General features: G+C 64.9%; 25 protein-coding genes and 2 pseudogenes. 22 read left to right on the top strand and 5 right to left on the bottom strand.

The annotated features are described in order from the left end of the window. Nucleotides 1-201: 201 nt before the first annotated feature. The 4 genes from OKW38_RS15490 (at nt 202) to OKW38_RS15505 (ending at nt 2,758) form a co-directional block, all read left to right on the top strand. Entirely contained in the window at nt 202-855 is a 654-nt protein-coding gene (locus tag OKW38_RS15490) for a protein-L-isoaspartate O-methyltransferase family protein (protein ID WP_090805605.1), read from the top strand. Between the two features lie 89 nt (nt 856-944). Beyond that, nucleotides 945-1,268 carry a rhodanese-like domain-containing protein gene (locus tag OKW38_RS15495; RefSeq protein WP_429362173.1) on the top strand — a complete coding sequence of 108 codons (324 nt, stop codon included), beginning with the start codon at nt 945-947 and terminating at the stop codon, nt 1,266-1,268. 197 nt (nt 1,269-1,465) lie between these two features. Next, nucleotides 1,466-2,245: a hypothetical protein gene (locus OKW38_RS15500; RefSeq protein ID WP_429362175.1), complete on the top strand. Its 780-nt coding sequence runs from the start codon at nt 1,466-1,468 to the stop codon at nt 2,243-2,245. A gap of 27 nt (nt 2,246-2,272) precedes the next feature. Continuing rightward, a complete protein-coding gene (locus tag OKW38_RS15505) occupies nt 2,273-2,758 on the top strand; it encodes a hypothetical protein (RefSeq protein WP_429362177.1) in 486 nt (161 codons plus the stop codon). Nucleotides 2,759-2,790: 32 nt separating this feature from the next. Here the strand turns inward: OKW38_RS15505 and OKW38_RS15510 are convergent, their stop codons facing one another. Beyond that, nucleotides 2,791-2,940 (bottom strand): hypothetical protein, encoded by a 150-nt coding sequence (locus tag OKW38_RS15510; protein ID WP_429362179.1) that lies wholly within the window; start codon nt 2,938-2,940, stop codon nt 2,791-2,793. Between the two features lie 783 nt (nt 2,941-3,723). Here OKW38_RS15510 and urtA point away from each other — a divergent pair. The 15 genes from urtA (at nt 3,724) to ureG (ending at nt 17,005) form a co-directional block, all read left to right on the top strand. Next, on the top strand, nt 3,724-5,022 hold the full coding sequence (gene urtA, locus OKW38_RS15515) for an urea ABC transporter substrate-binding protein (RefSeq protein WP_090803376.1): 1,299 nt from the start codon (nt 3,724-3,726) through the stop codon (nt 5,020-5,022). A gap of 290 nt (nt 5,023-5,312) precedes the next feature. Beyond that, a complete protein-coding gene (gene urtB, locus OKW38_RS15520) occupies nt 5,313-6,947 on the top strand; it encodes an urea ABC transporter permease subunit UrtB (protein ID WP_187611806.1) in 1,635 nt (544 codons plus the stop codon). A 1-nt stretch (nt 6,948) separates the two neighbouring features. After that, nucleotides 6,949-8,172, top strand: coding sequence for an urea ABC transporter permease subunit UrtC (gene urtC / locus OKW38_RS15525; protein WP_429362181.1), 1,224 nt, complete (start codon nt 6,949-6,951; stop codon nt 8,170-8,172). Continuing rightward, complete coding sequence (gene urtD / locus OKW38_RS15530) at nt 8,172-9,035, top strand: urea ABC transporter ATP-binding protein UrtD (RefSeq protein WP_184007727.1); 864 nt, start codon at nt 8,172-8,174, stop codon at nt 9,033-9,035. The genes urtC and urtD overlap by 1 nt, the downstream gene beginning before the upstream one ends. 50 nt (nt 9,036-9,085) lie before the next feature. Then, nucleotides 9,086-9,778 carry an urea ABC transporter ATP-binding subunit UrtE gene (urtE, locus tag OKW38_RS15535; protein ID WP_018419653.1) on the top strand — a complete coding sequence of 231 codons (693 nt, stop codon included), beginning with the start codon at nt 9,086-9,088 and terminating at the stop codon, nt 9,776-9,778. A 65-nt stretch (nt 9,779-9,843) separates the two neighbouring features. Then, complete coding sequence (locus tag OKW38_RS15540) at nt 9,844-10,203, top strand: hypothetical protein (protein WP_429362183.1); 360 nt, start codon at nt 9,844-9,846, stop codon at nt 10,201-10,203. 58 nt (nt 10,204-10,261) lie between these two features. After that, a complete protein-coding gene (locus OKW38_RS15545; RefSeq protein ID WP_184059700.1) occupies nt 10,262-10,459 on the top strand; it encodes a hypothetical protein in 198 nt (65 codons plus the stop codon). Between the two features lie 71 nt (nt 10,460-10,530). Beyond that, nucleotides 10,531-11,400, top strand: a complete 870-nt coding sequence (locus OKW38_RS15550; protein ID WP_429362185.1) for an urease accessory protein UreD — start codon at nt 10,531-10,533, stop codon at nt 11,398-11,400. Between the two features lie 215 nt (nt 11,401-11,615). Further along, nucleotides 11,616-12,428 (top strand): transporter substrate-binding domain-containing protein, encoded by an 813-nt coding sequence (locus tag OKW38_RS15555; RefSeq protein ID WP_429335880.1) that lies wholly within the window; start codon nt 11,616-11,618, stop codon nt 12,426-12,428. A gap of 161 nt (nt 12,429-12,589) precedes the next feature. Continuing rightward, nucleotides 12,590-12,892 (top strand): urease subunit gamma, encoded by a 303-nt coding sequence (ureA, locus tag OKW38_RS15560; protein ID WP_008923043.1) that lies wholly within the window; start codon nt 12,590-12,592, stop codon nt 12,890-12,892. A gap of 25 nt (nt 12,893-12,917) precedes the next feature. After that, nucleotides 12,918-13,223: an urease subunit beta gene (locus OKW38_RS15565; RefSeq protein WP_184059704.1), complete on the top strand. Its 306-nt coding sequence runs from the start codon at nt 12,918-12,920 to the stop codon at nt 13,221-13,223. Between the two features lie 87 nt (nt 13,224-13,310). Continuing rightward, nucleotides 13,311-15,017 (top strand): urease subunit alpha, encoded by a 1,707-nt coding sequence (gene ureC / locus OKW38_RS15570; protein ID WP_429362187.1) that lies wholly within the window; start codon nt 13,311-13,313, stop codon nt 15,015-15,017. A 2-nt stretch (nt 15,018-15,019) separates the two neighbouring features. Continuing rightward, a complete protein-coding gene (gene ureE / locus OKW38_RS15575) occupies nt 15,020-15,655 on the top strand; it encodes an urease accessory protein UreE (protein ID WP_090803361.1) in 636 nt (211 codons plus the stop codon). Further along, the gene (locus tag OKW38_RS15580) at nt 15,642-16,322 is read left to right on the top strand and encodes an urease accessory protein UreF (RefSeq protein WP_429363777.1); all 681 of its coding nucleotides are present in this window, start codon (nt 15,642-15,644) and stop codon (nt 16,320-16,322) included. Before ureE ends, OKW38_RS15580 begins: the two co-directional genes overlap by 14 nt. A 20-nt stretch (nt 16,323-16,342) precedes the next feature. Further along, complete coding sequence (gene ureG, locus OKW38_RS15585) at nt 16,343-17,005, top strand: urease accessory protein UreG (protein WP_090803359.1); 663 nt, start codon at nt 16,343-16,345, stop codon at nt 17,003-17,005. Between the two features lie 230 nt (nt 17,006-17,235). Here the strand turns inward: ureG and waaA are convergent, their stop codons facing one another. The 4 genes and pseudogenes from waaA to OKW38_RS15605 all read right to left on the bottom strand — a co-directional run bounded on the left by waaA (nt 17,236) and on the right by OKW38_RS15605 (nt 22,176). Beyond that, nucleotides 17,236-18,549 (bottom strand): lipid IV(A) 3-deoxy-D-manno-octulosonic acid transferase, encoded by a 1,314-nt coding sequence (gene waaA / locus OKW38_RS15590; RefSeq protein WP_429362189.1) that lies wholly within the window; start codon nt 18,547-18,549, stop codon nt 17,236-17,238. An 88-nt stretch (nt 18,550-18,637) separates the two neighbouring features. After that, nucleotides 18,638-19,522 carry a Kdo hydroxylase family protein gene (locus OKW38_RS15595; protein WP_429362191.1) on the bottom strand — a complete coding sequence of 295 codons (885 nt, stop codon included), beginning with the start codon at nt 19,520-19,522 and terminating at the stop codon, nt 18,638-18,640. Nucleotides 19,523-19,602: 80 nt separating this feature from the next. Further along, nucleotides 19,603-20,545, bottom strand: a pseudogene (gene waaC, locus OKW38_RS15600) (lipopolysaccharide heptosyltransferase I). Nucleotides 20,546-20,780: 235 nt separating this feature from the next. Then, nucleotides 20,781-22,176, bottom strand: a pseudogene (locus OKW38_RS15605) (phosphomannomutase/phosphoglucomutase). Nucleotides 22,177-22,518: 342 nt separating this feature from the next. On the opposite strand from OKW38_RS15605, the gene OKW38_RS15610 reads away from it, so the two are divergent. The 3 genes from OKW38_RS15610 to OKW38_RS15620 all read left to right on the top strand — a co-directional run bounded on the left by OKW38_RS15610 (nt 22,519) and on the right by OKW38_RS15620 (nt 25,888). Beyond that, nucleotides 22,519-23,781: an oligosaccharide flippase family protein gene (locus OKW38_RS15610; RefSeq protein ID WP_429362193.1), complete on the top strand. Its 1,263-nt coding sequence runs from the start codon at nt 22,519-22,521 to the stop codon at nt 23,779-23,781. Beyond that, nucleotides 23,778-24,608, top strand: a complete 831-nt coding sequence (locus OKW38_RS15615) for a glycosyltransferase (RefSeq protein WP_429362195.1) — start codon at nt 23,778-23,780, stop codon at nt 24,606-24,608. The genes OKW38_RS15610 and OKW38_RS15615 overlap by 4 nt, the downstream gene beginning before the upstream one ends. 131 nt (nt 24,609-24,739) lie before the next feature. Continuing rightward, nucleotides 24,740-25,888, top strand: a complete 1,149-nt coding sequence (locus OKW38_RS15620; protein WP_429335867.1) for a glycosyltransferase family 4 protein — start codon at nt 24,740-24,742, stop codon at nt 25,886-25,888. Nucleotides 25,889-25,897 lie beyond the last annotated feature (9 nt).

Here is a 25,897-nt window from a genome sequence, read left to right on the forward strand (position 1 = left end):
GGCCGCCCGGCCTGGCGCTTGCCCGCGAGCGGCCGGCGCGAGTCCGCCATTTGATACAATCCCGCCGTTCCCCTGACGCGGCTTGCGATGCGAATGCCTTGCTCCGAAGCCGCGGCCGCCGGCAATCCGCCGGGGCCGGGTCAGGACAAAAGTCTGCGGCAGCCGCCGCCCGCTCGCCAAACCAAAACCGCCGAATCCACCATGAACATCGAGCAAGCGCGTTTCAACATGATCGAACAGCAGATCCGCCCCTGGGAAGTGCTCGACCAGGACGTGCTGAATCTGCTGTCGATCGTCAAACGTGAGAATTTCGTCCCCGCCGCTTACCGCGACCTGGCTTTTGCGGACTTCGAAGTGCCGCTGCCGGCCGGCCAGCACATGCTGGCGCCGCGCGTCGAGGCGCGCGTGCTGCAGGAACTCGCGGTGAAGAAGCACGAAAGCGTGCTGGAAATCGGCGCGGGCTCGGGTTACATGGCGGCGCTGCTCGCGCATCGCGCGCAACACGTGTTGAGCGTCGACATCGAACCGGAGCTGGCCGAGTTCGCGAAGAGCAACCTGATCGCCAACGGCGTGCTGAACGTCGAAGTCGCGACCGGCGACGCCGCGCGCGGCTGGACCGGCGCGGCACCGTACGACGTGATCTGCGTGTCGGGCGGTCTGCCGGTGCTGCCGCAGGAAATCCTCGAACAGCTGAAGGTCGGCGGCCGTCTCGCGGCGTTCGTCGGCAGCGCGCCGGTGATGAAGGCGCAAATCATCACGCGCATCGACGAGAAGCAATACCGCATCTCCGACGTGTTCGAAACCTATGTCGAGCCGCTCGCCAACGCGGTGCAGCCGGCGCGGTTCAGGTTCTAAGCGGCACTTTTTCGCTGCGCTTCGCGCTGTATTATTGATCTGGACGGGCGGCGAGTAAGCCGCCGTCCCACGAACTGGATGTCTCGCTGATGCAAAACCTGACCGCTCCCGCACTCGCCGAATGGCTCGCCGATACCTCGCGCCCCGCACCCGTGCTGCTCGACGTACGCGAGCCGTGGGAACTGCAAACGGCGTCGATCGCCGGCATCGTGTCGATTCCGATGCGCGAGATTCCCGCGCGCAGCGAAGAACTCGATGACGAAGCGCAGATCGTCTGCATCTGCCATCACGGTGCGCGCAGCGCGCAGGTCGCGATGTTCCTCGAATCGCGCGGACACACCAACGTGTTCAATCTGCAAGGCGGGATCGACGCGTGGTCGCGTCAGGTCGATCCGTCGGTTCCGACTTACTGAGATTCGGCGCGAAGGTAGCGCGTTGAAGCGGCGCAAGGGCTGACGGTCCTTGCGCCGTTTGTCTTTGGTGCTGCGCACGCTCGCTAGAGCAGCCAAAATTTTGGGCCATCGCCCATGTACGGACAACCTGTCGCACGGTGATTATCTGATCGCTGCCGATCCGGGCAGCGACTTCATATAGATCGTCGACAATACCTATGTCCTTGTCCGTGTTTGAGATGCACTCCGTGGAGCTGCGCTGTCAGAGGCCCTTGGGTGCTTGTTATGTAATCTGTGACGAGTGGCATTACAAGGCGTGCCTGAGGAAGGCCGCCGACCTCGAGAGGGCCAAAGCAGATACCCGAGAATTTCTGGGCATTGCCGAACTGAACCATCGGGAGTGGGAACGGGACCGGGAGCTGATCAAAAGCATCGGGTGGCGTCTCTCCCTGGCGTTTCAAGCTTTGCGAGACCATGAACCCGACAGCGATGGATGGTGGGTCATCAGTGCGCTTTTCGCTGAAGTGCGGCGGGGCTCCCTACTTGCCGTTAAAGGTCGTCGTGCTGACCTGTTTCCGCCACCCAACAGCGCGCCGTTGAGAAATCTCGGGGTGAGCGCGGTCGAATTCCCGAACGGCGAATCCATGCTGTTCGGCCGCTCTTATCCAGCCACTCGGCAAAGCAAGTTCATTGTCGCGCGCGCAGCTAGAGATGGACGCGATATCGCCGACGATAGGCACACCTCAAAACTGCTCGGCAATGCACAGCCGTTCGACTACCAGCCTGGTATGCCGATCGGCGACGCGATGGAATTGGCCGGTAGCGAAGGAAGGCCGCGAAACAATTTCGCACAGAACAGACAGACCAATGACGTTGCCAGAATTTTGCGCCTGACTCCCGATCAGGCCCAGCGGCTTCATTATGAACTCGGCAGTGAGCCTCCCATGGGATTTCACGAGATCATGGAACGGGCAAAAGACATGTTCAACCTGTGGTGACACCCGACAGTTTGAGGAGGAATCTTAATGATTAACGATCAACGAGAAATCGAGCGCCGCTTGTCGGTACTTGAAGGCTTGGAATGGAGCGGCGTCAGTCGTGCAGCGGATATGCTTACCTTGGGTTTTGGTCCGAAGCACGAAGCGAAAAACTTTTATGGTGTAACCAGGCAGGTCAGCGCATGGGCTCTTCATATCCAGTGCGCCTGGACGCTGAGCGAGGCTGGCAAAATCATAGCAACTGACGAGTCACTCAGCGGCCCCGACGAGGAGGCTAACGCATTTGCACTGCGTCTGCGGCAATTGTTAGCGCGGAATGGACCCATCATTGTCGAGAGCATATCGGCCAACTCGGACTGCGGCCTGGTCGTGTCTTTGTCGCAAACGTTCCGTTTGATTGTAGCCCCGGACGTAACATCGGATCAGGAGAACTGGCGGTTCTTCGAGTCGAAACGCAATGCGAAACATTTGGTGATTGAAGGCGGCACAGTCGCTCCCGAATCGTTCGATTGAGCTAGGATGATGCGGTGAAGTGAATGAAAAAGTCAAATTACGCAAACGTGCGGGATCTCCAGAATCTCCCCAGCTTCCACGACGCAGAGCTCTTTCGGATTGAGCACCGTCGCGATGAGAGCGAGTTGGAGCTTGGCTTCAAGCGCGTCAATGGTGAGATAGAGGGAGGTTCTGCTTTTCAAGCAGGTGATGTCGTTACGGATGCTGGACTTCGCAGAGCAAAATGTTGTCTCGCGCGTATTGCTCTCGCCGAAGCATTCGTTTTCTGTTAGCGATGTGAGGACAATTATCGGATGGATCCGTAGTTGGACCGGCTCCAAACCCGCGCTTGTATCTCAGGACACTGGCAAACGGAAAGCCGACCCTCGCGAGTCGGCTTTTTTGTACCCACGCCGCCTGATTCAGCGCCATACCACAGACCGAAATCCCACCGAAGCCGAACCCGACGCCGCGATAGCCGCGCTCGCGTCCGATAAACCGGGTGCGCTGCCCTCCGCCTTTCGCGTGGTAGCAGGCAAGCATTGTCTATTTCCCTGGCCTGCGCCCGTTCGCTCATGTCGGGCCTCCTTGTTCCGCATCACTGGTCGTCCGATGTAGCCAGAGCGCACGTCATGCACAAAGACGCGGCGCCCGATCCCGCCCATGCACCACCCATGCACCGCCGATGCCCAGCGCGCGCCAGCGGCGCTTCGCTGGCGGCAAAGTGCGCTTCGTCGCGGCGCGACACGCACCCGAACGAGGCGCGGCGCGCGCGACTGCACCAGTTTCGCGCCGCGGCATCGATGGCTCGACGCGCCGCCCTCGCGCCGATAGCCGCTCCGCAACGGGCATCGCACGCGCACCGCGTCGAATGTGTCACATGGCATGTGCCTTGCAGTAGACAAGTGGCTAGTCGTGCGACCTCAGCCAGGCTGGCTGAAATCGACGCTCATAAACAGTGACCATCAATGACAAGGGGAAAGCACATGAAACGTCGCAGTCTGTTGAAGTTCGGCTCCATGTCCGGCGCGCTCGCGCTCGCGGGCCGTGTGCCGTTCGCGCACGCGGAGTCTGATAGCGGCCCGATCAAGGTGGGCATCCTGCATTCGCTGTCCGGCACGATGGCGATCTCCGAAACGTCGCTGAAAGACACCGCGTTGATGACGATCGCCGACATCAACAAGAACGGCGGTGTGATGGGCCGTCAGATCCAGCCGGTGGTCGTCGACCCGGCGTCGAACTGGCCGCTGTTCGCCGAGAAGGCGCGCCAGCTTCTGACGCAGGACAAGTGCGCGGTGGTGTTCGGCTGCTGGACCTCGGTGTCGCGCAAGTCGGTGCTGCCGGTGTTCGAGGAACTGAACGGCCTGCTGTTCTATCCGGTGCAGTACGAAGGCGAGGAAATGTCGCGCAACGTGTTCTATACGGGCGCCGCGCCGAACCAGCAGGCGATTCCCGCGACCGAATACCTGATGAGCGCCGAAGGCGGCGGCGCGAAGCGCTTCTTCCTGCTCGGCACCGACTATGTGTATCCGCGCACGACCAACAAGATCCTGCGCGCGTTCCTCAAATCGAAGGGCGTGCAGGAAGCCGACATTCAGGAAGTCTATACACCGTTCGGACACAGCGACTATCAGACCATCGTCGCGAACATCAAGACCTTCTCGCAAGGCGGCAAGACCGCGGTGATTTCGACCGTGAACGGCGATTCGAACGTGCCGTTCTACAAGGAGCTCGGCAACCAGGGGCTGAAGGCGTCGGATGTGCCGGTCGTCGCGTTCTCGGTCGGCGAAGAGGAGCTGCGCGGCATCGATACGAAGCCGCTCGTCGGCAATCTCGCGGCCTGGAACTACTTCATGTCGTTGCGCAACCCGACCAACGAGAAGTTCAAGAAGCAATGGGCCACGTGGGTCAAGGACAACAACCTGCCGGGCGGCACGAAGCGCGTGACCAACGATCCGATGGAAGCGACCTTCGTCGGCATGCATATGTGGAAGCAGGCGGTCGAGAAAGCAAAGAGCACCGAGGTCGACAAGGTGCGCGTCGCGATGGTCGGCCAGACTTTCGCCGCACCGTCGGGCTTCACGCTGGAGATGGACGGCAACCACCATCTGCACAAGCCGGTGATGATCGGCGAGGTACGCGCGGATGGTCAGTTCAACGTCGTGTGGCACACCAAGGGACCGATTCGCGCGCAACCGTGGAGCCCGTTCATCGCCGGCAATGCTGGCAAGCCGGATGTGGTCAGCTCGATTCCGGCGTTCCTGCGGCGCTCGCGCGTCGCATGACGTGCGGCTTGAGCCTCGTTGCGGCTCGCGGCGGCGGTGTGGCGCGCGGGTCACCGCGCGGGTATCGCCGCTCCGGTCGCGACGCGCGACCTGCGTGCCGACGCGCGCGCGGCTCGCGCGTGACCCGGACGCCCTGCGCTTCGCGCCGCCGCCGCGCGTTCGCTGCGTCGCGCGGCGTGACCGCGCACGCCAATGCGCGGCAACGTCCCGCTGAAGCGGCGCCGACGTCTGACGCGACGCCCTCGCACTCTCGAGCGGCTCATCGATTCAACCCAGTGCAAAAGGCCATCATGGCGTTTTCATTTCCGACTTCCGTACGACGACGCGGCGCGACGCTCCTGGTGCCGCTCGCGGTCCTTCTCGCCGCCGCGCCGGGCGCCGCATTCGCGCTGACCCAGGCCGACGTCGCGCCGCTCGCGGGCGACGACTTCGAGGCGAAGTCCGCCGCGATCGACAAGCTGATCTCGACGCACGATGCCGCGTCGCTCGCGGTGCTCAAGGCGCTCGCCGACGACAACGCGCTCGCCACCGACGCAGGCGCGGTACTGCTGCAGGACGGCGACGCCACCCGCGATGCCGTCACCGGCCAGCCCGTCGCCGCGAGCGACGCGCAACCGGTCACGCTGAATAACCTGCTGCGCTCGAAAGTGGCGGGCGCGCTGTCGGGTCTGCAACTCGCCTCGCCCGACCAGGCGACACGCGCAGCCGCCGTCGACGCGCTGCTGCAAAACCCCGATCCGTCGATCAAGCCACTCGTCGACGCGGCGCGCGCAAAAGAAACCGATCCCGCTCTGAAGAAACGTCTCGACACGCTGTGGGCGATGAGCGCATTGCACGACCCGGATCCGGCCAAGCGCCTCGATGCGGTGCAACTGGTCGCCGCGCGCCACGACCTCGACATGAACGAACTGCTGCGCCCGTTGGTCGCGAAGAAAGCCGACGGCACGTTTGCCGAAGCCGACGAACGCGTGCGCGCGGCAGCGCAAAGCGGCATCGATGAGCTCGATGCGATCCAGCGCCGCAGCCAGATCGCGGGCACGCTGTTCGCGGGGCTGTCGCTCGGCAGCGTGCTGCTGCTCGCCGCGCTCGGCCTCGCCATCACATATGGCCTGATCGGCGTGATCAACATGGCGCACGGCGAATTCCTGATGATCGGCGCGTACGCGACCTACGTCGTGCAGAACCTCGTTCAGCGTTTCGCGCCTAACGCGTTCGACTGGTATCCGCTACTCGCGATACCGGCCGCGTTCGTCGCGGCGGCGCTGGTCGGCATCGTGCTCGAACGGCTCGTGCTGAAGCACCTGTACGGCCGCCCGCTCGAAACGCTGCTGACCACCTTCGGCGTGAGCCTGATCCTGATTCAGGCCACCCGCATGCTGTTCGGCGCGCAGAACGTCCAGGTCGTCAATCCGTCGTGGATGAGCGGCGGCGTCACCGTGCTGCCGAATCTGATCCTGCCGTACAACCGGCTCGCGATTCTCGCGTTCTCGCTGATCGTCGTCGCGATCGCGTGGGCCGTGCTCACGCGCACGCGGCTGGGTCTGTTCGTGCGCGCGGTCACGCAGAACCGTCGCATGGCCGCGTGCGTCGGCGTGAAGACCGCGCGCGTCGATTCGTATGCGTTCGCGTTCGGCGCGGGCATCGCGGGGCTCGGCGGCTGCGCGCTGTCGCAGATCGGCAATGTCGGGCCGGACCTCGGCCAGAGCTACATCATCGATTCGTTCATGGCGGTCGTGCTCGGCGGCGTCGGCCAGCTCGCGGGCACCGTGCTCGGCGGCTTCGGGCTGGGACTCGTCAGCAAGGCGATCGAACCGTTCTGGGGCGCGGTGCTCGCGAAGATCGCGGTGCTCGTGCTGATCGTGCTGTTCATCCAGAAGCGTCCGCAGGGCATGTTCGCCTTGAAGGGCCGTAGCGCGGAGGCATGAGATGACATCGGCTACTTCATCGGCAGACCCCGCTTCCGCTTCGTCGTCGCGCGCCGGTGCCGGTGCCGGTGCCGCTGGCGCTGGCGCTGGCGCTGGCGGCGCGCGCGAGTCCAACACCGGCTTCGCGCTCGGCCTGCCACCGCGGCCCGCGCTGTTGTCGCGTCGCGCGTGGCTCGCGCTGATCGCGCTGATGATCGTGTTCGGCCTCGGCGTGCCGTTCGCCGCGCTGGTGATTCCGGAGACGAGCGCCTTGCATCTGTCCGCGTATGCGATGACGCTGACCGGCAAGTTCATGTGCTATGCGATCGCCGCGCTCGCACTCGATCTGGTGTGGGGCTACTGCGGCATCCTGAGTTTGGGTCACGCTTTGTTCTTCGCGCTCGGCGGCTACGCGATCGGCATGTACCTGATGCGCGCGATCGGCCACGACGGCAAGTACGGCAGCGATCTGCCCGACTTCATGGTGTTTCTCGACTGGCACCAGTTGCCGTGGTACTGGCAGGGCACGCAACATCTCGGCTACGCGCTCTTGCTCGTCGTGCTGGTACCCGCCGTGCTCGCGTGGGTGTTCGGCTTCTTCACGTTCCGCTCGCGCGTGAAGGGTGTCTATCTGTCGATCATCACGCAGGCCATGACCTTCGCCGCGATGTTGCTGTTCTTTCGCAACGAGACGGGCTTCGGCGGCAATAACGGCTTTACCGACTTCAAGCGCATCGGCGGATTTCCGATCACGCATCAGGGCACGCGCGCCGCCTTGCTGCTCATTACGTTCGCGGTGCTGATCGCCGCGTTCATCGGCGCGCGCGCGATCGTCACGTCGAAGCTCGGCCGCGTGGTGAGCGCGGTGCGCGACGGCGAAACGCGGCTGATGTTCCTCGGCTACAGCCCGCTCGCGTACAAGCTGTTCGTGTGGACCGTGTCGGCGGTGCTGTGCGGCATCGCGGGCGCGTTGTACGTGCCGCAGGTCGGCATCATCAATCCGGGCGAGATGTCGCCGGGCAACTCGATCGAAATGGCGATCTGGGTGGCGGTCGGCGGACGCGGCACGCTGATCGGCCCCATCATCGGCGCGTTCGCCGTGAACGGTGCGAAGAGTTTCTTCACGGCGAACTTCCCCGAATACTGGCTGTTCTTTCTCGGCCTGATCTTCGTGCTGGTGCCGCTGCTGCTGCCGAACGGCATCATGGGGCTCGCCGATCTGCTGACGCGTAAAAGGAACCGCTGATGAACGAAAACCCGATGGTTCCCGATCTGGATTTACCCGAAGCACCACCGGAACGCTCGCTGAGCGGCGTCGCGAGCATGGGACACGCGGTCGTGCCCGGCCAGATCGACGTATCGCACGGCACGATCCTCTACCTCGAAGACGTGACGGTCAGCTTCGACGGCTTTCGCGCGCTGAACGCGCTGTCGCTCGCGATCGACGCGGGCGAACTGCGCTGCATCATCGGCCCGAACGGCGCGGGCAAGACGACGATGATGGACGTGATCACGGGCAAAACCGCGCCCGATCACGGCAAGGTGTTTCTCGGCCAGTCGATCGATCTCACGCGCATGAACGAACCGGCGATCGCGCGCGCCGGCATCGGCCGCAAGTTCCAGAAGCCGACCGTGTTCGAGCAGCATCCGGTGTGGGAAAACCTCGAACTCGCGATGAAGACCGACAAGGGCTGGTGGGCGTCGCTGCGCGCGCGGCTCGATGGCGACGCGCAGGCCCGCATCGAGGAAACGCTCGCGCTGATCGGGCTGGAAAGCGAAGCGCGAAGGCTCGCCGGCGAGCTATCGCACGGCCAGAAGCAGCGCCTCGAAATCGGCATGCTGCTGATGCAGCAACCGGCGCTGCTGCTGCTCGACGAACCCGCGGCCGGCATGACCGATGACGAAACGATGCAACTCGCCGAATTGCTCAACCACCTGCGTGGCACCTGCTCGATGATGGTCGTCGAGCACGACATGGAGTTCGTCGCGGCGCTCGCGGGCGACACAGGCAAGGTGACGGTGATGGCCGAAGGCCGCGTGCTCGCGCACGGCACGCTCGACGAAGTCAAGCGCGACGAGACGGTGATCGAGTCTTATCTAGGCCGCTGATTGCTGCTGGAAGCGGCACCGCATCGTCAACCCGACAGGACGACCGAACAATGCTCGAAGTAGACCGACTGAACCAATACTACGGCGGCAGCCATATTCTGCGCGACGTGAAGCTCACGGTGCCCGACGGCAAGCTGACGGTGCTGCTCGGGCGCAACGGCGTCGGCAAGACCACGCTGCTGCGCTGCCTGATGGGCGTCGTGCCCGCGAAAAGCGGCGCGATCGCATGGCGCGGCGAACAGTTGATGAAACTGCCGACCCATGCCCGCGTCGCTCAGGGGCTCGCCTACGTGCCGCAGGGCCGCGATATCTTTCCGCGCCTCACCGTCGAGGAAAATCTGCTGGTGGGCGCCGCGAGCAGAAAGGCGCCGAAGAAAATCCCCGAGCGCATCTACGAGCTTTTCCCGGTACTGAAGGACATGCGCAACCGGCGCGGCGGCGATCTCTCCGGCGGTCAGCAGCAACAGCTCGCGATCGGCCGCGCGCTGATGAGCGAGCCGCAACTGCTGATCCTCGATGAGCCGACCGAGGGCATCCAGCCGTCGATCATTCAGGACATCGGCCGCACGCTGCGGCAGCTCGTCGAGGACATGGGCATGACGGTGCTGCTGGTCGAGCAGTACTACGACTTCGCCAAAGCGATCGCCGATCGTTACTGGGTGATGAGTCGCGGCGAGATCGTCGCGGGCGGCGAGGGGGCGAACATGGATGCGGATGGGGTAAGGGGATTGATTGCCGTGTAAGCGAGCTCAAGTTATCCGCCGCGCAACCGTTACACAGGCTAGAACGGTTCGACGAGGTGGACACCATGGACGACAACAAGCCGGTCAGACGCGAGTTTTACAGAAACCCAGCCTCTTATTGCAGGGTGATGAACGTCGTGTCGGCGGTCACTTTCGGTCTATTCGAAGTGGACAGCGGCGGTACGGTCGGCATGCTGTCGGTGCGCTGGGAGAAGCTCGGCAACGAACTCGCGCCGCAGCTGCACGCGTATTACGACAGCTGGCACGTGCTCGCGTCGTTCCCCGACGTTCTCGCGAGAATGGCCGGGACGACCGGGCCGTCGTGTTCGCCGGAAGCTTTCTGTCAGCTATTGCTCGACTGCGGATTCATCAATCGCGCGGAACGGGGCGTGGACGATCACGCCGAGCCGACACCCGTACCCTAGACGCCGCCGCGATACGGCCTGGGTCGGCGACACAACATCGATATAGAGGGAGAAAAGCATGTCCGTGACGGTTCACGTCGAATATCAGTATTGCCAACATGGCAAGAAAGCCATCCAGACAGGCAGCGACTCGTTGACCGTCCAGGAAAACACCCCCCGCGCGATCCTTGCGTTGCTGCGACTGTTGCATCCGCAGTGGGAGGGCATCAAGGTGCTGTCGGTGACCGAAGCCTCGCCCGAGAGTACCGCGTCGTAGCCGCTGCCGCGGCTTGCGCGCTTCGACACGCGTGCTATCCTCGTCGCACGCCGATTCCCCCCTCCATCCGCATGTCGCTTCACGAAAACCACGCCACGCTCGCCGCCGCGCACACGCCGTGGCGCGCGCGGCTCGAACTCGGCTTCGTCGGCGGCGACGCTCGCACGACGCTCGCGCACCGGCTGCACGACGGACCGCTGCGCGTGCAACGGCCGCTCTATCCGGAAGGCCCGTCGATCTGTCACGCGGTGATCGTGCATCCGCCCGGCGGCGTCGCGGGTGGCGATCAGCTCGACATCGACATCACGCTCGCCGCGCAAACGCATGCGGTGCTGACGACGCCGGGCGCAACCAAGTGGTACAAGTCGAACGGCCGCGCGGCGCGGCAGCGCATCGCGCTGCGTGTCGGTGAGCACGCGAAGCTCGACTGGCTGCCGCAGAACAACATCGTGTTCGATCACGCGAACGCGCACCTCGATTTTTCGCTGACGCTCGCCGACGGCGCGAGCGCAATCGGCTGGGACGCGACCCAGCTCGGACGTCAGGCGGCCGGCGAACGCTGGTCGGCGGGTAGCTTGCGCGCGGTGTCGCGCATCGTCGGCGCGAATGGCGAGCTGCTGTGGTTCGAACGCGCGAGCCTCACCGCCGACGATCCGCTGCGCGACGCGCCGCAGGGGCTCGCCGGCTTTCCGGCCTACGGCACGCTGTGGGCCGTAGGCGCCGCTTGCGACGACGCGCTCGCCGAATCGCTGAGCGCGCAACTGCCGTTCGACGACACGTTGCGAGCAGCCGCCTCGTGCGTGACGAACGGCGTGCTGCTGGTGCGCGCGGTGTCGCGCTCGATGGAAACGCTGCAGCACGCGCTCACGCGCTGTTGGCTGCAATTGCGGCCGGTCGTGCATGGTGTCGCGGCGGTGCCGTTGCGGATCTGGTCGACCTGACAGCGCGGCTTCCCGCTTTCGTCTTCATCACGCTGTTTGCGCACCAAGGCGGCGCACGCGCACGCCCCAACCCTGTGCGCGAACTGGCGTAGCACGCCGCCACGCCACGCCGCAGAGGGATGGCACACAGCTTGCATTGCACTCGCCACTTCGCGGCCGGCCAAGATGAAGCCAGCGACGACCCGACACCCACGACACCACCACTGCTCACGCCCATGACCCGCACTCTCTCCCGCTCCGCGCGCCGCGCCTTGCTAGCCGCATTGCTCGCCCTGCCCATCGTCGCCGATCTCGCGTTTCATGCGGCCCCCGCGCACGCCGACACGCTCGACAACATCGCCAAGGCCGGCGTGCTGAAGGTCGCCGTGCCCGAGGACTATCCGCCGTTCGGCTCGGTCGGCCCCGACATGAAGCCGCAGGGCTATGACATCGACACGGCCGCGCTGCTCGCCAAAGCGATGAACGTGAAGCTCGAACTCGTGCCGGTCAACAGCGCGAACCGCATTCCGTATCTGCAAACGGGCAAGGTCGACCTCGTGATCTCGTCGCTCGGCAAAACGCCCGAGCGCGAGAAGGTGATCGACTTTTCGAGCGCGTACGCGCCGTACTACCAGGGCGTGTTCGGTCCCGCCGACATCAAGGTGAGCGGTCCCGCCGATCTCACCGGCAAGACCGTCGGCGCGACGCGCGGCGCGCTCGAGGAAATCGGTCTCACGCAGATGGCGCCGAACGCGACGATCAAGCGCTTCGAGGACAACAACGCGACGATCGCCGCGTTCCTGTCCGGCCAGGTGCAGTTGATCGCGGCCGGCAACATCGTCGCGGCCGCGATCCTCGCGAAGAATCCGCCGCGCCGTCCGGAGCCGAAGTTCGTGATCAAGAACTCGCCGTGCTTCGTCGGCATGAACAAGAACGAGCCGCGCCTGCAACAGAAGGTCGATGCCGCGATCGCCCAGGCCAAACACGACGGCACGCTCGGTGCGATGTCGAAGAAGTGGTTCGGCGCACCGCTGCCCGCCGACCTGTAATTCTGCAAACGCGGTGGCATGCGCGGTCGCAAACGTAGTTGTAAGCGCGCCGTTAGCCGGACTTGATACCGTGACCGGATGATCGCGCGACGCCAGGCCCCCGTCACCGCGACGCGACCACGACGCCGCCACGACACATCAAACGCCGAGACCCACACCCGATGAAGCTGACACCTCGCGAGAAGGACAAGCTGCTGATCTTCACCGCCGCGCTGCTCGCCGAACGGCGCCGCGCGCGCGGCCTCAAGCTGAACTATCCGGAGGCGGTCGCCTTCATCACCGCCGCGCTGATGGAAGCCGCGCGCGACGGCAAGAGCGTCGCCGAGGTGATGCACTATGGCACCACGCTGCTCACGCGCGCCGACGTGATGGAGGGCGTGCCCGAGATGATCCCCGACATCCAGGTCGAAGCGACGTTTCCCGACGGCACCAAGCTCGTCACCGTCCATCACCCGATTCCCTGAACTCCTCTTCGTCAAGGCAGGCCCCATGATTCCCGGCGAACTCCTCGTCGACGACGGCGAGCACGAACTGAACGCGGGCCGCGCGACGGTCACGGTGGTCGTGTCGAATACCGGCGACCGTCCCGTGCAGATCGGCTCGCATTATCATTTCTACGAGGTGAACGACGCGCTGTCGTTCGATCGCGAAGCGGCGCGCGGCTTTCGCCTGAATATCGCGGCGGGCACCGCGGTGCGCTTCGAGCCCGGTCAGGAGCGCACGGTCGAACTCGTCGCGCTGGCCGGCGAGCGCATCGTCTACGGCTTCAACGGCAAGGTGATGGGCAAGCTGTGATGCGCTGCCCGCGCCCTGGCGTTTCGACCGCCCTGCTCCGCCTTGCCTTGCCTGTCGCTCGCTTGTAGCTCATTCCGGACCCACACCATGACACTACGCATTGGCCGCCGCGCGTACGCGGAGATGTTCGGCCCCACCACCGGCGACCGCGTGCGCCTCGCCGACACCGAACTGCTGATCGAGATCGAGCGCGACTTCACGACCTACGGCGAAGAGGTCAAGTTCGGCGGCGGCAAGGTGATTCGCGACGGCATGGGCCAGTCGCAGCGCGTGCATGCCGAGGTCGTCGATACCGTCGTGACGAACGCGGTGATCCTCGATCACTGGGGCGTCGTGAAGGCCGACATCGGCATCAAGGACGGCCGCATCGCGGCGATCGGCAAGGCCGGCAATCCCGACATCCAGCCGAATGTGACGATCGCGATTGGAGCCGCCACCGAAGTGATCGCGGGCGAAGGGCTGATCGTGACCGCGGGCGGCATCGATACGCACATCCACTTCATCAGCCCGCAGCAGATCGAGGAAGCGCTCGCGAGCGGCGTGACGACGATGCTCGGCGGCGGCACCGGCCCCGCGACCGGCACGAATGCGACCACCTGCACGCCGGGGCCGTGGCATCTCGAACGCATGCTGCAAGCGGCCGACGGCTATCCGATGAACCTCGGCTTTCTCGGCAAGGGCAACGTGAGCCAGCCGGCCCCGCTGACCGAACAGATCGCCGCGGGCGCGATCGGTTTGAAGCTGCACGAAGACTGGGGCACGACGCCCGCGGCGATCGACAACTGCCTTGGCGTCGCCGACGATACCGACACGCAGGTCGCGATCCACACCGATACGCTAAACGAAGCGGGCTTCGTCGAAGCGACCGTCGCCGCGTTCAAGGGCCGCACGATCCACACGTATCACACCGAAGGCGCGGGCGGCGGCCACGCCCCGGACATCATCAAGGTGTGCGGCGAAGCGAACGTGCTGCCGTCGTCGACGAACCCGACGCGGCCCTACACGGTCAACACGCTCGACGAGCATCTCGACATGCTGATGGTGTGCCATCACCTCGATCCGTCGATTGCCGAAGACATCGCGTTCGCCGAATCGCGGATTCGCCGCGAGACGATCGCCGCCGAGGACATCCTGCACGATCTCGGCGCGCTGTCGATGCTTTCTTCGGATTCGCAGGCGATGGGCCGCGTCGGCGAAGTGATCATCCGCACGTGGCAGACCGCGCACAAGATGAAGGTGCAACGCGGCGCGCTGCCCGAGGACAACGCGCGCCACGACAATTTCCGCGCGAAACGCTATGTCGCGAAGTACACGATCAATCCGGCGATTACGCACGGCATCGCGCATGAAGTCGGTTCGATCGAACCGGGCAAGTGGGCCGACCTCGTGTTCTGGGAGCCGGCGTTCTTTGGCATCAAGCCGTCGCTGATCCTGAAGGGCGGCATGATCGCGATGGCGCAGATGGGCGATCCGAATGCATCGATTCCGACGCCGCAGCCCGTGCACTATCGCGAGATGTTCGCGACGCGCGGCGGAGCGCTGGGCCGTACGTCGCTGACCTTCGTGTCGCAACTCGCCGCCGATGCGAAGGTGGCCGAACGCTATGGTTTGCACAAGCGCATCGTCGCGGTGAAGAACTGCCGCAACGTGACGAAGGCCGACATGATTCACAACGCGTGGCGCCCGAACATCAGCGTCGATCCGGAAACCTATCAGGTGATCGCCGACGGCCAGTTGCTGACCTGCGATCCGGCCTCCGTGCTGCCGATGGCGCAACGCTATTTCCTGTTCTGATCATGCGTACACTGAACAAACTTCTCGCGCCGCATCTGAAGATCGCGCCGGTACTCGTCAAGCGCGCGCCGACCTTGACGCTCGCGTTCGATGAACGTCGCAAGAGCCGTCTCGCCGCGACGCTCGATGACGGCGAGGAAATCGCATTGCTGTTGCCGCGCGGCACCGTGCTGCGCGATGGCAACGTGCTCGTCGCCGATGATGGCGGGCTCGTGCGTGTCGTTGCGGCTGATGAAGCCGTGCTTGTCGTACGCGCATCGGACGCGTTGACGTTGACGCGCGCCGCCTATCACCTCGGTAATCGTCATACGCCGGTCGAAGTGGGCGCCGATTATCTGAAACTCGAATACGATCCGGTGCTCGCCGACATGCTCGAGCGCATCGGCGCCACGGTCGAGCGGGTGTCGCTGCCGTTTCAGCCTGAAGCCGGGGCGTATGGCGGTGGACATAAGCATGGGCACGACGAGACGTTCGCCGAGGACTATGCGATCGCGCAGCAGGTGTTTGGTGAGCATCATGGGCATGAGCATGCTCATGCCCATGAGGGCTCTTCGCACTCGCACGATCACGACCATGACCACGTGCACGACGAATCGTGCGGACATGGACACCACCCGCATCGTCATGCGCATCGCTGAATTCACCGCGCTGCTGCATCTCGCGTCGCCAGCACTGCCGATTGGCGCGTTCAGCTATTCGCAGGGTCTCGAAGCGGCGATTGAAGCGCAGCTCATCACCGATGCCGACTCCGCGCGCATATGGATCGAACGCGGCCTGACCGACGTGCTCGCGCGCGGCGAGTTGCCGTTCCTCGCGCAGCAGATCGAACGCTGGCGCACGCACGACGCCGTGGAACTCGCCGACGCCAACGCCGAATTCCTCGCGAGTCGCGAGTCCGCCGAACTGCGCCGCGAAACCGAGCAGATGGGCTGGTCGCTGCGACAGCTGTGCGTGTCGCTCGAATGGGGCGACGTGGCGAGGCGCGAAACGCTCGCGTCGCTGACGCCACTCGCGCAGCCGAGCGCGTTCGCGTTCGCCGCTCACGCGCACAATGCTCGGGTCGATGCCGCGCTCGCCGCCTATGCGTTCAGTTGGGTCGAGAACCAGGCCGCCGCCGCGTTGAAGGCGGTGCCGCTCGGCCAACTCGCGGGGCAGCGCATCATCGTCGCGCTGCGTGAGCCGATCGACGCGGCCGTCGCGCGCGCGCTGGCGACCTCGCGTGACGACCTCAACACGTTCGCGCCGCAGCTCGGCATTCTGTCGGCGCGCCACGAGTCGCAGTATTCGCGGCTCTTCCGCTCGTAGCACGATTCCCACGATCCATCATGAACGCATCTCATCATTCCGCTTCCCATACCGCGAGCCAGATCCGCACGAAGAAGCTGCCGCCGCTGCGCGTGGGCGTCGGCGGCCCGGTCGGCTCGGGCAAGACCACGCTGCTCGAAATGCTGTGCAAGGCGATGCGCGGCCAGTACGACCTCGTCGCGATCACGAACGACATCTATACGAAAGAGGATCAGCGTCTGCTGACCGTCGCGGGCGCGCTGCCGGCCGAGCGCATCATGGGCGTCGAGACGGGCGGCTGCCCGCACACCGCGATCCGCGAGGACGCATCGATCAACCTCGAAGCGGTCGACCGCATGCTCACGCGTTTTCCGGATGCGGACATCGTGTTCATCGAATCGGGCGGCGACAACCTCGCGGCGACCTTCAGCCCGGAGCTGTCGGACCTGACGATCTACGTGATCGACGTCGCGGGCGGCGAGAAGATTCCGCGCAAGGGCGGACCTGGGATCACGAAGTCGGATCTGCTCGTGATCAACAAGACGGATCTCGCGCCGCTGGTGGGCGCGAACCTCGACGTGATGGCATCGGACGCGAGGAAGATGCGCGGCGAGCGGCCGTTTGTGATGTGTAATCTGAAGGCGCTCGAGGGCCTCGACGACGTGGTGAAGTTTATTGAAAAGAAGGGATTGTTGAAGGTGTAAGCAAGTGACGCTTCACTCGCCGGGATGGCATTCGCGCAGGACACACCTCCGCAGGAAGAGGAAGCGGTCGACGCCATAGCGCCGACACAAGCCAATAAGCGACGAGTCTGTCGCGAAGCAGCAATAACACTCGGACCGTTCATATCACATAAGCAAGCGTTAGCCACAAAGTGCGTGGCGCTTGCGGCTTGAATAATTCGCTCGGCGCGGTCGTCAGCGGCGTTCCGAGACTACTCCGGCAACAACGCCGCCAACACATCCACCGTCCTCGCCGTCGCCCCGCGATGCCTCGCCGCAAACGCGGCAGCCGCACCGCCCATCGCGAGCCGCCGCGACTTGTCGCCGAACAGCTCGCGCAGCGCGCGCGCCAGATCGGCCGGGTCCTGCACCTGCACGGCGGCACCGGCCGCGACCGCGTCGGCGGTGGCTTGCGTGAAGTTGAAAACGTGCGGCCCGATCAGCACCGGCACGCCGACCGCGCACGCTTCGATCAGGTTCTGTCCGCCAAGCGGCAACAGACTGCCGCCGATAAACGCAAGATCCGACGCCGCGTAGTAAGCGCCCAACTCGCCCATCGAATCGCCGAGCAGCACGTTCATCTCGCGAGGCAGCGGCGCCACGCCATCGTCAGCGGTGCGCGCCGCCGACGCGACCTTCGCATCGGGCGCCCAACTCGATCGCCGTTCGAGCCGCAACCCCGCTTTCTCGACGAGCGCCGCGACTTCATTGAAGCGCTGCGGATGACGCGGCACCAGAATCAGCAGCGCATCGTCGATGCCGAGCGCCGCGAACGCCTCGAGCACGAGCGCTTCTTCGCCCTCGCGCGTGCTCGCCGCGACCCACACGGGCCGCGTGCCGATCGCCGCGCGCCACGCGTGGCCGCGTGCCGCGAGTTCGGGCGGCGTGCTCATGTCGAACTTCAGATTGCCGAGCACCGCGACATTGCGCGCGCCGAGCGAGGTCAACCGCTCGGCATCGGACGGACTCTGCGCGAGCACGCGCGCGAAGCCGCCGAACACGTCCTTCGTCGCACCGCCGAATTTCGCCGCGCGCTTGAACGAACGCGCCGACATCCGCGCGTTGGTCAGCACGAGCGGCACGTCGGCGCGACGGCACTCGTCGATCAGGGTGGGCCACACCTCGGTTTCCATCACCAGACCGAGCGACGGCCGCCACACGCGCAAGAAGCGCCGTACCGCATGCGGCATGTCGTACGGTAGATAACTGCGCAACACGCGGTCGCCGAAAATCTCGATGCCGGTCGCGCGGCCGCTCGGCGTCATGTGCGTAAGCAGAATGCGCGCGTCGGGGCGCGCCTTCGTCAGCGCATCGATCAGCGGCTGCGCGGCGCGCGTCTCGCCGACCGACACCGCATGCACCCAGATCAACGGCGCGCTGTCCTCCAACAGGCGCCCGCGCGAATAACCGAAGCGCTCGCCGATATGCTCGCGATAACCGCGCTCCTTACGCGAACGGATCAACAGACGCAGCACCGCAAGCGGCGCGATGAGCCACCAGAGCGCGCGATAGATCGCCCTTAGCATCGGCGCCCCGCGTGATTCGGAAAGCGCAGCGCGCTCACTCGCGCGATGCGGGCCGGCATCTGCCCGGCCCTCGAATCGACCGCCGCGCTCAAACCAGCGCCCTGCCCTTCAGGCGCTCGAGAATGCCGAGCGGCGCGCATTCCGGCTGCGCCATCGCCTTCACTGGCAGGAAGAAAGTCTGCTCCAGCATGAACTGGCCGGACATCACCGCATGCGAGGTCTGGTCGGAGAAGCACACCCACACGCTGCCCGGTGGAAACGGCATGGTCTGTTGCGGGCTCGTCTTCTGATAGTCGAGGTCGGCCTTCATGCCGTCGTGCAGACTGAGCATCAGATGATCGTATTCGCTGCGCAGCGATTTGGTCACGTGCAGCAGGTTCAGCAGCCACGCGGAGCCGGGCATCTGCGGCTTGATACGCGGCAGGAAGCGCTGCGCCATGTCCTCGAACGGCTCGCCGACGCGCCATACGCGCGGCACGCCATGGGGATTGACGTTGGTGAACACGCGCAGGATGCGCTCGCCGTAATTCGGCCGCGACGGAAACGCGTCGACATGCAGACGGCTATCGTCCTTGCGCCACGAGGTTTCGCGAGTCTCGACCTGATGCAGCCGCAGGCTCGTCGGCGCGACCCGCAGCTTGCCGCTGTACTCGGGAAAGAGCCCGTCGACGAGCGTGCGCGCATTCGCCTGATAACGCGCGATCAACGCGCGCACCGCCGATTGCGTGACCGCATCGCCGGCCACGCCATGCAGCGCGCCGCCGTTCGGTTCGAGGCTGATGTTCTTGCGGTTCGGATCGGCGAGCGCCGGGTCGAGCAGCGCCTGCTCGCCACCGTCGATCGCGAAGCGCAGGTTCGGGAAGTACAGCACCTTGCCGCGCTCGACGCCGGCGAGCAGCGTCTCTCGAGGCACGGACAGGTTGCAGCCGTGCCAGTCGGCGTTCGCTACTTCGATGAGCTGGGTTTCGTTCATGGTCGCCCTTTGGAACGGAGGGTGCGCAAGGCGAAGCGCACCGACAGGATGCAGCAGGTGCTGATGCCGGCCGGCCCGGGTTACAACAGCCCGAAGCCGGCAAGCACCGACTTCACCTGCTGCAGCGTAGGCGGCTGCCCCGCCGCGCCGAGATTGACGACGTTCGGCGACCAGTAGCCGCCGGTGCGCCACGCGGTCGAGAAATTGTACAACTCGACCGTGGGCCGCTTCAGCGCCGCCGCGATATGGACCAGACCTGTGTCAACCCCGACCGTCGCGGCGGCGCCATCGATCAGCCCCACCACCGCCGGCAGCGACAGCTTCGGCGGCACGATCGCGGCCGCGCCGAACTCCTTCGCGAGCCGCTCGCTGGTCGCGCGCTCGGCGTCGCTGCCCCACGGCAGCACGATCGACGCGCCGCGCCGCACCAGCGCCTGCCCGAGTTCGATCCACGCGGCATCGGGCCACTGCTTGTCGGCGCGCGAAGTCGCGTGCACGAACACCACGTACGGCACCGGCAGATTCAGATTCGCCTGCGACAGCGCGAGCGCGGCACGGCCCGTGTCGAGACCGAAGTCGATGTCGTCGGTGGGTTGCGGCGGCGGATCGTTCAGCGCCGCGGCCACCAGTTGACGCGTGCGTTCGACCACGTGCGTGCGCGGCGCGATCGGCACGCGCCGCCCGTAGAAAAAGCGCACCGGCCATTCGTAGCCGGCGCCTTCGGTACGGTTGCCGAGGCCGACGAGCGGTCCGCGCGCCATGTTCGCGAGCCACGCGGTCTTGATGAGGCCCTGGCAGTCGATCACCAGATCGTAGTGCTCGGGCGGCGAGCGCGCGGCGAAACGCGCCGATCTCGCGCCAGTTGTCGACGGACAGGATGCGCTTGCGCCAGCGCCGCAGCGACACCGGAATCGCGCGCCGCACGCCGGCCACGAGTTCCACGAGCCCGACGAAGCTTTCCTCGACGAGCCAGTCGATCTGCGCGTCGGGATGGCGGCGCCGGATGTCGGCGATCACGGGCATGTTGTGAACGACGTCGCCCAGCGACGACACCCTCACGATCAGTATCTTTTGCGCGCTCAAGAGTGAGAAAACCGGCTATCCGGCTCGAAGATGCGTTGAAAGGACCGCAATTCTAGCGCGCCGTCCATGAAAGACATGAAAAACGCGGCGCGGTAAGGCAACCCGCGCCGCGTTCGGTAGGGGCAACGCTTCGAGCCGTCTTAACGAACTTCGAAGCGCAGCGCCGCATCAGCCGTCAGAACGGCAGTTTCGCATCGGCCTTCTCCGCGAGAATCACGCGGCGGAAGTCGTCCTGGATGCGTTTGAGCGCCGCGTCGTTGTCGGCCTCGAAACGCATCACCACGACCGGCGTCGTGTTCGACGAACGCGCGAGGCCGAAGCCGTCCGGATACTCGACGCGCAGACCGTCGATCTTCACGACGTTGTCCGCGCCGGTGAACTTCGCGTTCTGCTGCATACGCGCGATCAGCTCGAAGTTCTCGCCTTCCTCGAGTTTCAGCTGCAGCTCGGGCGTGGAGTGCGAGTTCGGCAGCGAGTTCAGCAGCTTGCTCGGGTCGGCGACACGCGTGAGGATCTCGAGCAGACGCGCTCCCGTGTACAGGCCGTCGTCGAAACCATACCAGCGGTCCTTGAAGAACACGTGGCCGCTCATTTCGCCAGCCAGCGGCGCGCCGGTTTCGCGCAGCTTCGCCTTCACGAGCGAGTGGCCGGTCTTCCACATCAGCGGCTCGCCGCCCTTGTCCTTGACCCACTTCGCGAGATTGCGCGTGCACTTCACGTCGTAAATGATCTGCGCGCCCTTGTTGCGCGACAGCACTTCTTCGGCGAACAGCATCAGCTGACGGTCCGGGTAGATGATCTGGCCGTCTTTGGTGACGACGCCGAGGCGGTCGCCGTCGCCGTCGAACGCGAAGCCGATTTCCGCATCCGTTTCCTTCAGCGCGCGAATCACGTCTTCGAGGTTCTCCGGGTGCGCCGGGTCCGGGTGGTGATTCGGGAAGTTGCCGTCGACTTCGGTGAACAGTTCGACGAGTTCGCAGCCGAGCTTCCTGAACAGCTTCGGCGCGAGCCCACCGGCCACGCCGTTGCCGGTATCGACGACGATCTTGATCGGACGCGCGAGCTTCACGTCGCTCGCGATGCGCTCGAGATACGCGTCGGCGATGTCGTACTCGGCGTAGCTGCCGCTGCCGTCGGCGAAGTTCTCGTCGACGATGCGCTGATGCAGCGCGAGAATCTGCTCGCCGTAAATGGCCGCGCCGCGCAGCACCATCTTGAAGCCGTTGTAGTCCGGCGGATTAATGGCTACCCGTCACGACGATGCACGAGTCGACGCGGCGCTCGCCGCCCGCCAGTTTCAACGGTACGCTCGCCGCGAAGTAGCCGACCGGCGTGGGCACCATGCCCACGTTCACGACATCGACGCCGGCCGCACGCAGGCCGTCGGACAGCGCCCCGATCAGCTCGGGGCCCGACAGGCGTCCGTCGCGCGCGACCACGACCGCGTCGCCGCCCTGCGCGCGCACTTCGCTGCCGAATGCGCGACCGATGGAACGCGCGGCGTCGGCGTCGAGCGTCTTGCCAATGACGCCACGAATGTCATACGCCTTGAAAATGGATTTGGAGATCATGTTGGCTCACTTGCGTGCAATGGAAAATTTTGACCTGCGCACCGACCTCGACCGGTAACAATCGCCGGTTAAAACGCGGTAAAAATTCGCGTTAAAAACCACGGTAATACTCACGTTAAAAACACCTGTTACCGCGCCTCGATGCGCCCTTGCCGGAAGCGGTCCGGTTCCAACTTATAATTGCGTTTTTCTGACCAGCCTGAATACCGCCATTCTAATGCTTAGACGCCCTCCATTTGTAAAGTTGCCGTGGCTGCCGGCCGGGTGGGCGAATGCGCATAGCGCCGCATGCATGGACGTGCGAGGCGGCTTGACCGACGCGCAGCGGCGAGCGGCCAACGGATGCTGACGGTCAAGCGCTTCGCCAATCCCGACGTCACCCGAGCGTTTACGAACATCGTCTGGCTGGGTCTCGAGCGGCTCACGCAGATCGGCGTCGCAATCGTGATCAGCGGCATGCTCGCGCGTTACTTCGGGCCCGAAACGTTCGGCAAATGGCAGTACGCGAATACGCTGCTGCTGGTGCTGTCGCCGATCACCTGGGTCTGCGGCGCGGAAATCCTCGTACCGACCATCGTCAACCGGCCGCCCGGACAACTCGGTACCGTCCTCGGCAGCGCGTTCGCGTTGCGCATCTCCGTCTCGGCCGTTGCGCTGCTGCTTACGTGGCTCGGCATTGCGCTGCACTTCTTCGAACCGCTCGTCGGTGCGATGCTCGCCGGCCTCGCGGTGACGATGCTGTTTCGCGAGCCGTTCGTCGGCGTGATCAACGCGTGGCTGCAAAGCATGACCTACAGCAAGCCGCAATTGCTGACCAGCATGAGCACCGCGGTGATCAAGGCGGCTCTCGTCTATCTGCTGGTGCGCGCGACGGCCGCGCCCGCGCGTTTCGGCTGGCTGTGGGCGCTCGAATCGGCGGCGATCGGCGCGGTGCTGTTGCTCTACTTCATGCGCCGGCATGGCGGCAAGCTGGGCTGGCATGTCGAACGTTCGCTCTTCAGGCACTTCGCGAGCGCGGGCACCGTGTTCTGGCTCGGGCTCATCTGTATGTATCTATTTCTGAAACTGGACCGGCTGATGCTCGAGCGCGCGATTTCGTTCGCCGACCTCGGTCGCTACTCGGCCGCCCAGCAGTTGAATGAAAACTGGATCACGCTCGCGCTGATGCTCGCGCAAACCATTGCGCCCGCATTCGTCTACCGCGTGCAAGGCATCGCGCAACTGCGCCGCAACATGTGGCGGCTCACCGCGCTGAGCGCCGTGCTGATGGTGTGCGGCGCGTTCGTGCTCGATCTGCTCGCGGGCTTCATCATCCGCCGTGTGTTCGGGCCGGACTTCGAAGGCGCGATCGAAATCTTCCGCTGGGCCGTGTGGCTGTCGGTTCCCGCCGGCGTCGAGGCGATCGGCAATCTGGTCGTACTCAAATATCAGGCCAAATTCGTATTGCTCGCCAAGTGGCTGCTCGCGCTCGCCGTCGCGTTCGCGGTCAATCTGCTGGCGATCCCGCGGCTCGGCGCGTATGGCGCGCTCGTCGGCCTCGCGGCCGGCTATCTGGCGGCCGCCTCGGTCAATCTTTATTACATCCGTTTCAAATTGCGCCCATGACGAATTCATCCGCCACCGCGCAAACCACGCTCGACGACGTCGCGGTGCTGATACCCGCCTATAACGGTCAGACGGACGTCGATTCTACGCTCGCGTCGTTCGAAGAAAGTGCGCTAGTGCACGTACTGATCGTCGATGACGGCAGCACGCCGCCGATCGTCGCGCCCACGCTGCCGAACCTGAAGATCGAAGTGCTGCGCATGGCGCAGAACGGCGGTATCGAGCGTGCGCTGCGAACCGGCGTCGACGCGCTCGCGCAGCGCGGCTTTCGCTATGCGGCGCGCATCGACGCGGGCGATCGCGCGGTGCCACAGCGGCTCGCGAAGCAGCGCGCGTTCATGCAAGCGCATCCGAACGTGGCGGGCCTCGGCATGTGGACCCAGGTCGTCACGCGCACGGGCGAGCCGCTTTTCATGCTGACGCCGCCGGCCGAGCCGAACGTGATCCGGCGCCAGCGCTTTTTCCGCTCGTGCCTCGCGCATCCGTCGATGATGCTGCGTATCGATGCCGTCCGCACAGTCGGCAACTACCGCGCCGCGTATCGTTCGGCGGAGGACCTCGATCTGTTCGTACGTCTGATGGAACGCTATGACTGCGCGAATCTGCCGGAACTCGGCCTTTTCTATGAGCTGAACGAAGGCGGCATCAGCGCGACGAAACGGCGCCGGCAGATCGGTTCGACGCTGCGTTTGCAGTTGCGCTACTTCAACGTGGCCAATCCGTACGACTGGTTGGGCCTCGCGAAGAATCTGTTGCATCTGATGCTGCCTTATCGCACGTTACAGCGGGTCAAGCGCGCGCTGCTCACGCCGCGCGCGAACCGTTGAGTCGCGCCGCGTGTGAGCGCTGTCGTTGCCGCTGTCGCTGTCGCTTCATTCGCTGAGGTTCGCGCCGCATCGTAGGGCGCTGTCTTCGTATCAATGGTCCACACTTCATTCAACGCCCGGCATTTCTTCGCATGAAGCCCTCTTTCAAGTCGACGCCCGCGCTACGCATTACACTCGTTTGCAACACGGCCTGGGCAATCTATACCTATCGGCAAGGGCTGATCCGCACGCTGATCGGGCGCGGCGTCGACGTGACGGTGCTCGCGCCGCGCGACCGCACGTTCGAGTTGCTCGCCGCGATGGGCTGCCGTTGCATCGAGCTGCCGATGGCGTCGAAAGGCACGAGTCCGGGCGAAGATCTGCGCACGCTCGTCGCGCTGTATCGGCAGTACAGGACCATCCGTCCGCATGTCGTGTTTCACTACACGATCAAGCCGAACATCTACGGCTCGATCGCGGCGAAGCTGGCTGGCGTGCAGTCGGTGGCGGTCACCACCGGGCTCGGCTACGTGTTCATCCAGCACAGCCGCGCCGCGCAGATCGCCAAAAGGCTGTATCGTTTTGCGTTCCGCTTTCCGCGTGAAGTGTGGTTCCTGAATCGCGACGATCAGGCCGCGTTCATCGACGGCAAGCTGCTCGTGCATCCGGAGCGCGCGCGGCTGTTGCACGGCGAGGGCGTCGATCTCGAGCAGTTCGCGTTCACGCCGCTGCGCGAGCGCACGGAGTTTCGCTTCGTGCTGATCGGGCGGCTGCTGTGGGACAAAGGCGTCGGCGAATACGTCGAGGCCGCGCGGCAATTGCGCGCGCGCTACCGCCACGCGCGCTTTCAGCTGCTCGGGCCGGTCGGCGTCGACAATCCGAGCGCGATCACGCGCGAGGAAGTCGCCGCGTGGGAACAGGAAGGCGTGATCGAATATCTGGGCGAGGCGCACGACGTGCGGCCGTTCATCGCCGATGCCGATTGCGTGGTGCTGCCGTCGTATCGCGAAGGCGTGCCGCGCACGCTGATGGAAGCGTCGGCGATGGGCCGGCCGATCGTCGCGACCGACGTGCCCGGCTGCCGCGAGGTGGTGGCCGACGGCGTCAACGGCTTGTTGTGCGAAGCGCGCAATGCGCAGAGCCTTGCCGCGAGTCTCGCGCGCATGCTCGACATGAGCGGCGCGGAGCGGCGCGCGATGGCGGAACGCGGCCGGCAGAAAGTCGCGACCGAATTCGACGAACGCATGGTCGTCGAAACCTATAAAGACCTGGTGCAAAAAATCACGGGTGTTTTACTTTAATGGGAGCAA

This window comes from Paraburkholderia sp. MM5496-R1 (assembly GCF_050436205.1).
Taxonomy (GTDB): domain Bacteria; phylum Pseudomonadota; class Gammaproteobacteria; order Burkholderiales; family Burkholderiaceae; genus Paraburkholderia; species Paraburkholderia tuberum.

Bases quoted from the DNA above. Each gene is read 5' to 3' on its own strand.
- OKW38_RS15490 (WP_090805605.1), top strand. From the start codon at position 202: ATGAACATCGAGCAAGCGCGTTTCAACATGATCGAACAGCAGATCCGC.
- OKW38_RS15495 (WP_429362173.1), top strand. From the start codon at position 945: ATGCAAAACCTGACCGCTCCCGCACTCGCCGAATGGCTCGCCGATACC.
- OKW38_RS15500 (WP_429362175.1), top strand. From the start codon at position 1,466: ATGTCCTTGTCCGTGTTTGAGATGCACTCCGTGGAGCTGCGCTGTCAG.
- OKW38_RS15505 (WP_429362177.1), top strand. From the start codon at position 2,273: ATGATTAACGATCAACGAGAAATCGAGCGCCGCTTGTCGGTACTTGAA.
- urtA (WP_090803376.1), top strand. From the start codon at position 3,724: ATGAAACGTCGCAGTCTGTTGAAGTTCGGCTCCATGTCCGGCGCGCTC.
- urtB (WP_187611806.1), top strand. From the start codon at position 5,313: ATGGCGTTTTCATTTCCGACTTCCGTACGACGACGCGGCGCGACGCTC.
- urtC (WP_429362181.1), top strand. From the start codon at position 6,949: ATGACATCGGCTACTTCATCGGCAGACCCCGCTTCCGCTTCGTCGTCG.
- urtD (WP_184007727.1), top strand. From the start codon at position 8,172: ATGAACGAAAACCCGATGGTTCCCGATCTGGATTTACCCGAAGCACCA.
- urtE (WP_018419653.1), top strand. From the start codon at position 9,086: ATGCTCGAAGTAGACCGACTGAACCAATACTACGGCGGCAGCCATATT.
- OKW38_RS15540 (WP_429362183.1), top strand. From the start codon at position 9,844: ATGGACGACAACAAGCCGGTCAGACGCGAGTTTTACAGAAACCCAGCC.
- OKW38_RS15545 (WP_184059700.1), top strand. From the start codon at position 10,262: ATGTCCGTGACGGTTCACGTCGAATATCAGTATTGCCAACATGGCAAG.
- OKW38_RS15550 (WP_429362185.1), top strand. From the start codon at position 10,531: ATGTCGCTTCACGAAAACCACGCCACGCTCGCCGCCGCGCACACGCCG.
- OKW38_RS15555 (WP_429335880.1), top strand. From the start codon at position 11,616: ATGACCCGCACTCTCTCCCGCTCCGCGCGCCGCGCCTTGCTAGCCGCA.
- ureA (WP_008923043.1), top strand. From the start codon at position 12,590: ATGAAGCTGACACCTCGCGAGAAGGACAAGCTGCTGATCTTCACCGCC.
- OKW38_RS15565 (WP_184059704.1), top strand. From the start codon at position 12,918: ATGATTCCCGGCGAACTCCTCGTCGACGACGGCGAGCACGAACTGAAC.
- ureC (WP_429362187.1), top strand. From the start codon at position 13,311: ATGACACTACGCATTGGCCGCCGCGCGTACGCGGAGATGTTCGGCCCC.
- ureE (WP_090803361.1), top strand. From the start codon at position 15,020: ATGCGTACACTGAACAAACTTCTCGCGCCGCATCTGAAGATCGCGCCG.
- OKW38_RS15580 (WP_429363777.1), top strand. From the start codon at position 15,642: ATGCGCATCGCTGAATTCACCGCGCTGCTGCATCTCGCGTCGCCAGCA.
- ureG (WP_090803359.1), top strand. From the start codon at position 16,343: ATGAACGCATCTCATCATTCCGCTTCCCATACCGCGAGCCAGATCCGC.
- waaA (WP_429362189.1), bottom strand. From the start codon at position 18,549: ATGCTAAGGGCGATCTATCGCGCGCTCTGGTGGCTCATCGCGCCGCTT.
- OKW38_RS15595 (WP_429362191.1), bottom strand. From the start codon at position 19,522: ATGAACGAAACCCAGCTCATCGAAGTAGCGAACGCCGACTGGCACGGC.
- OKW38_RS15610 (WP_429362193.1), top strand. From the start codon at position 22,519: ATGCTGACGGTCAAGCGCTTCGCCAATCCCGACGTCACCCGAGCGTTT.
- OKW38_RS15615 (WP_429362195.1), top strand. From the start codon at position 23,778: ATGACGAATTCATCCGCCACCGCGCAAACCACGCTCGACGACGTCGCG.
- OKW38_RS15620 (WP_429335867.1), top strand. From the start codon at position 24,740: ATGAAGCCCTCTTTCAAGTCGACGCCCGCGCTACGCATTACACTCGTT.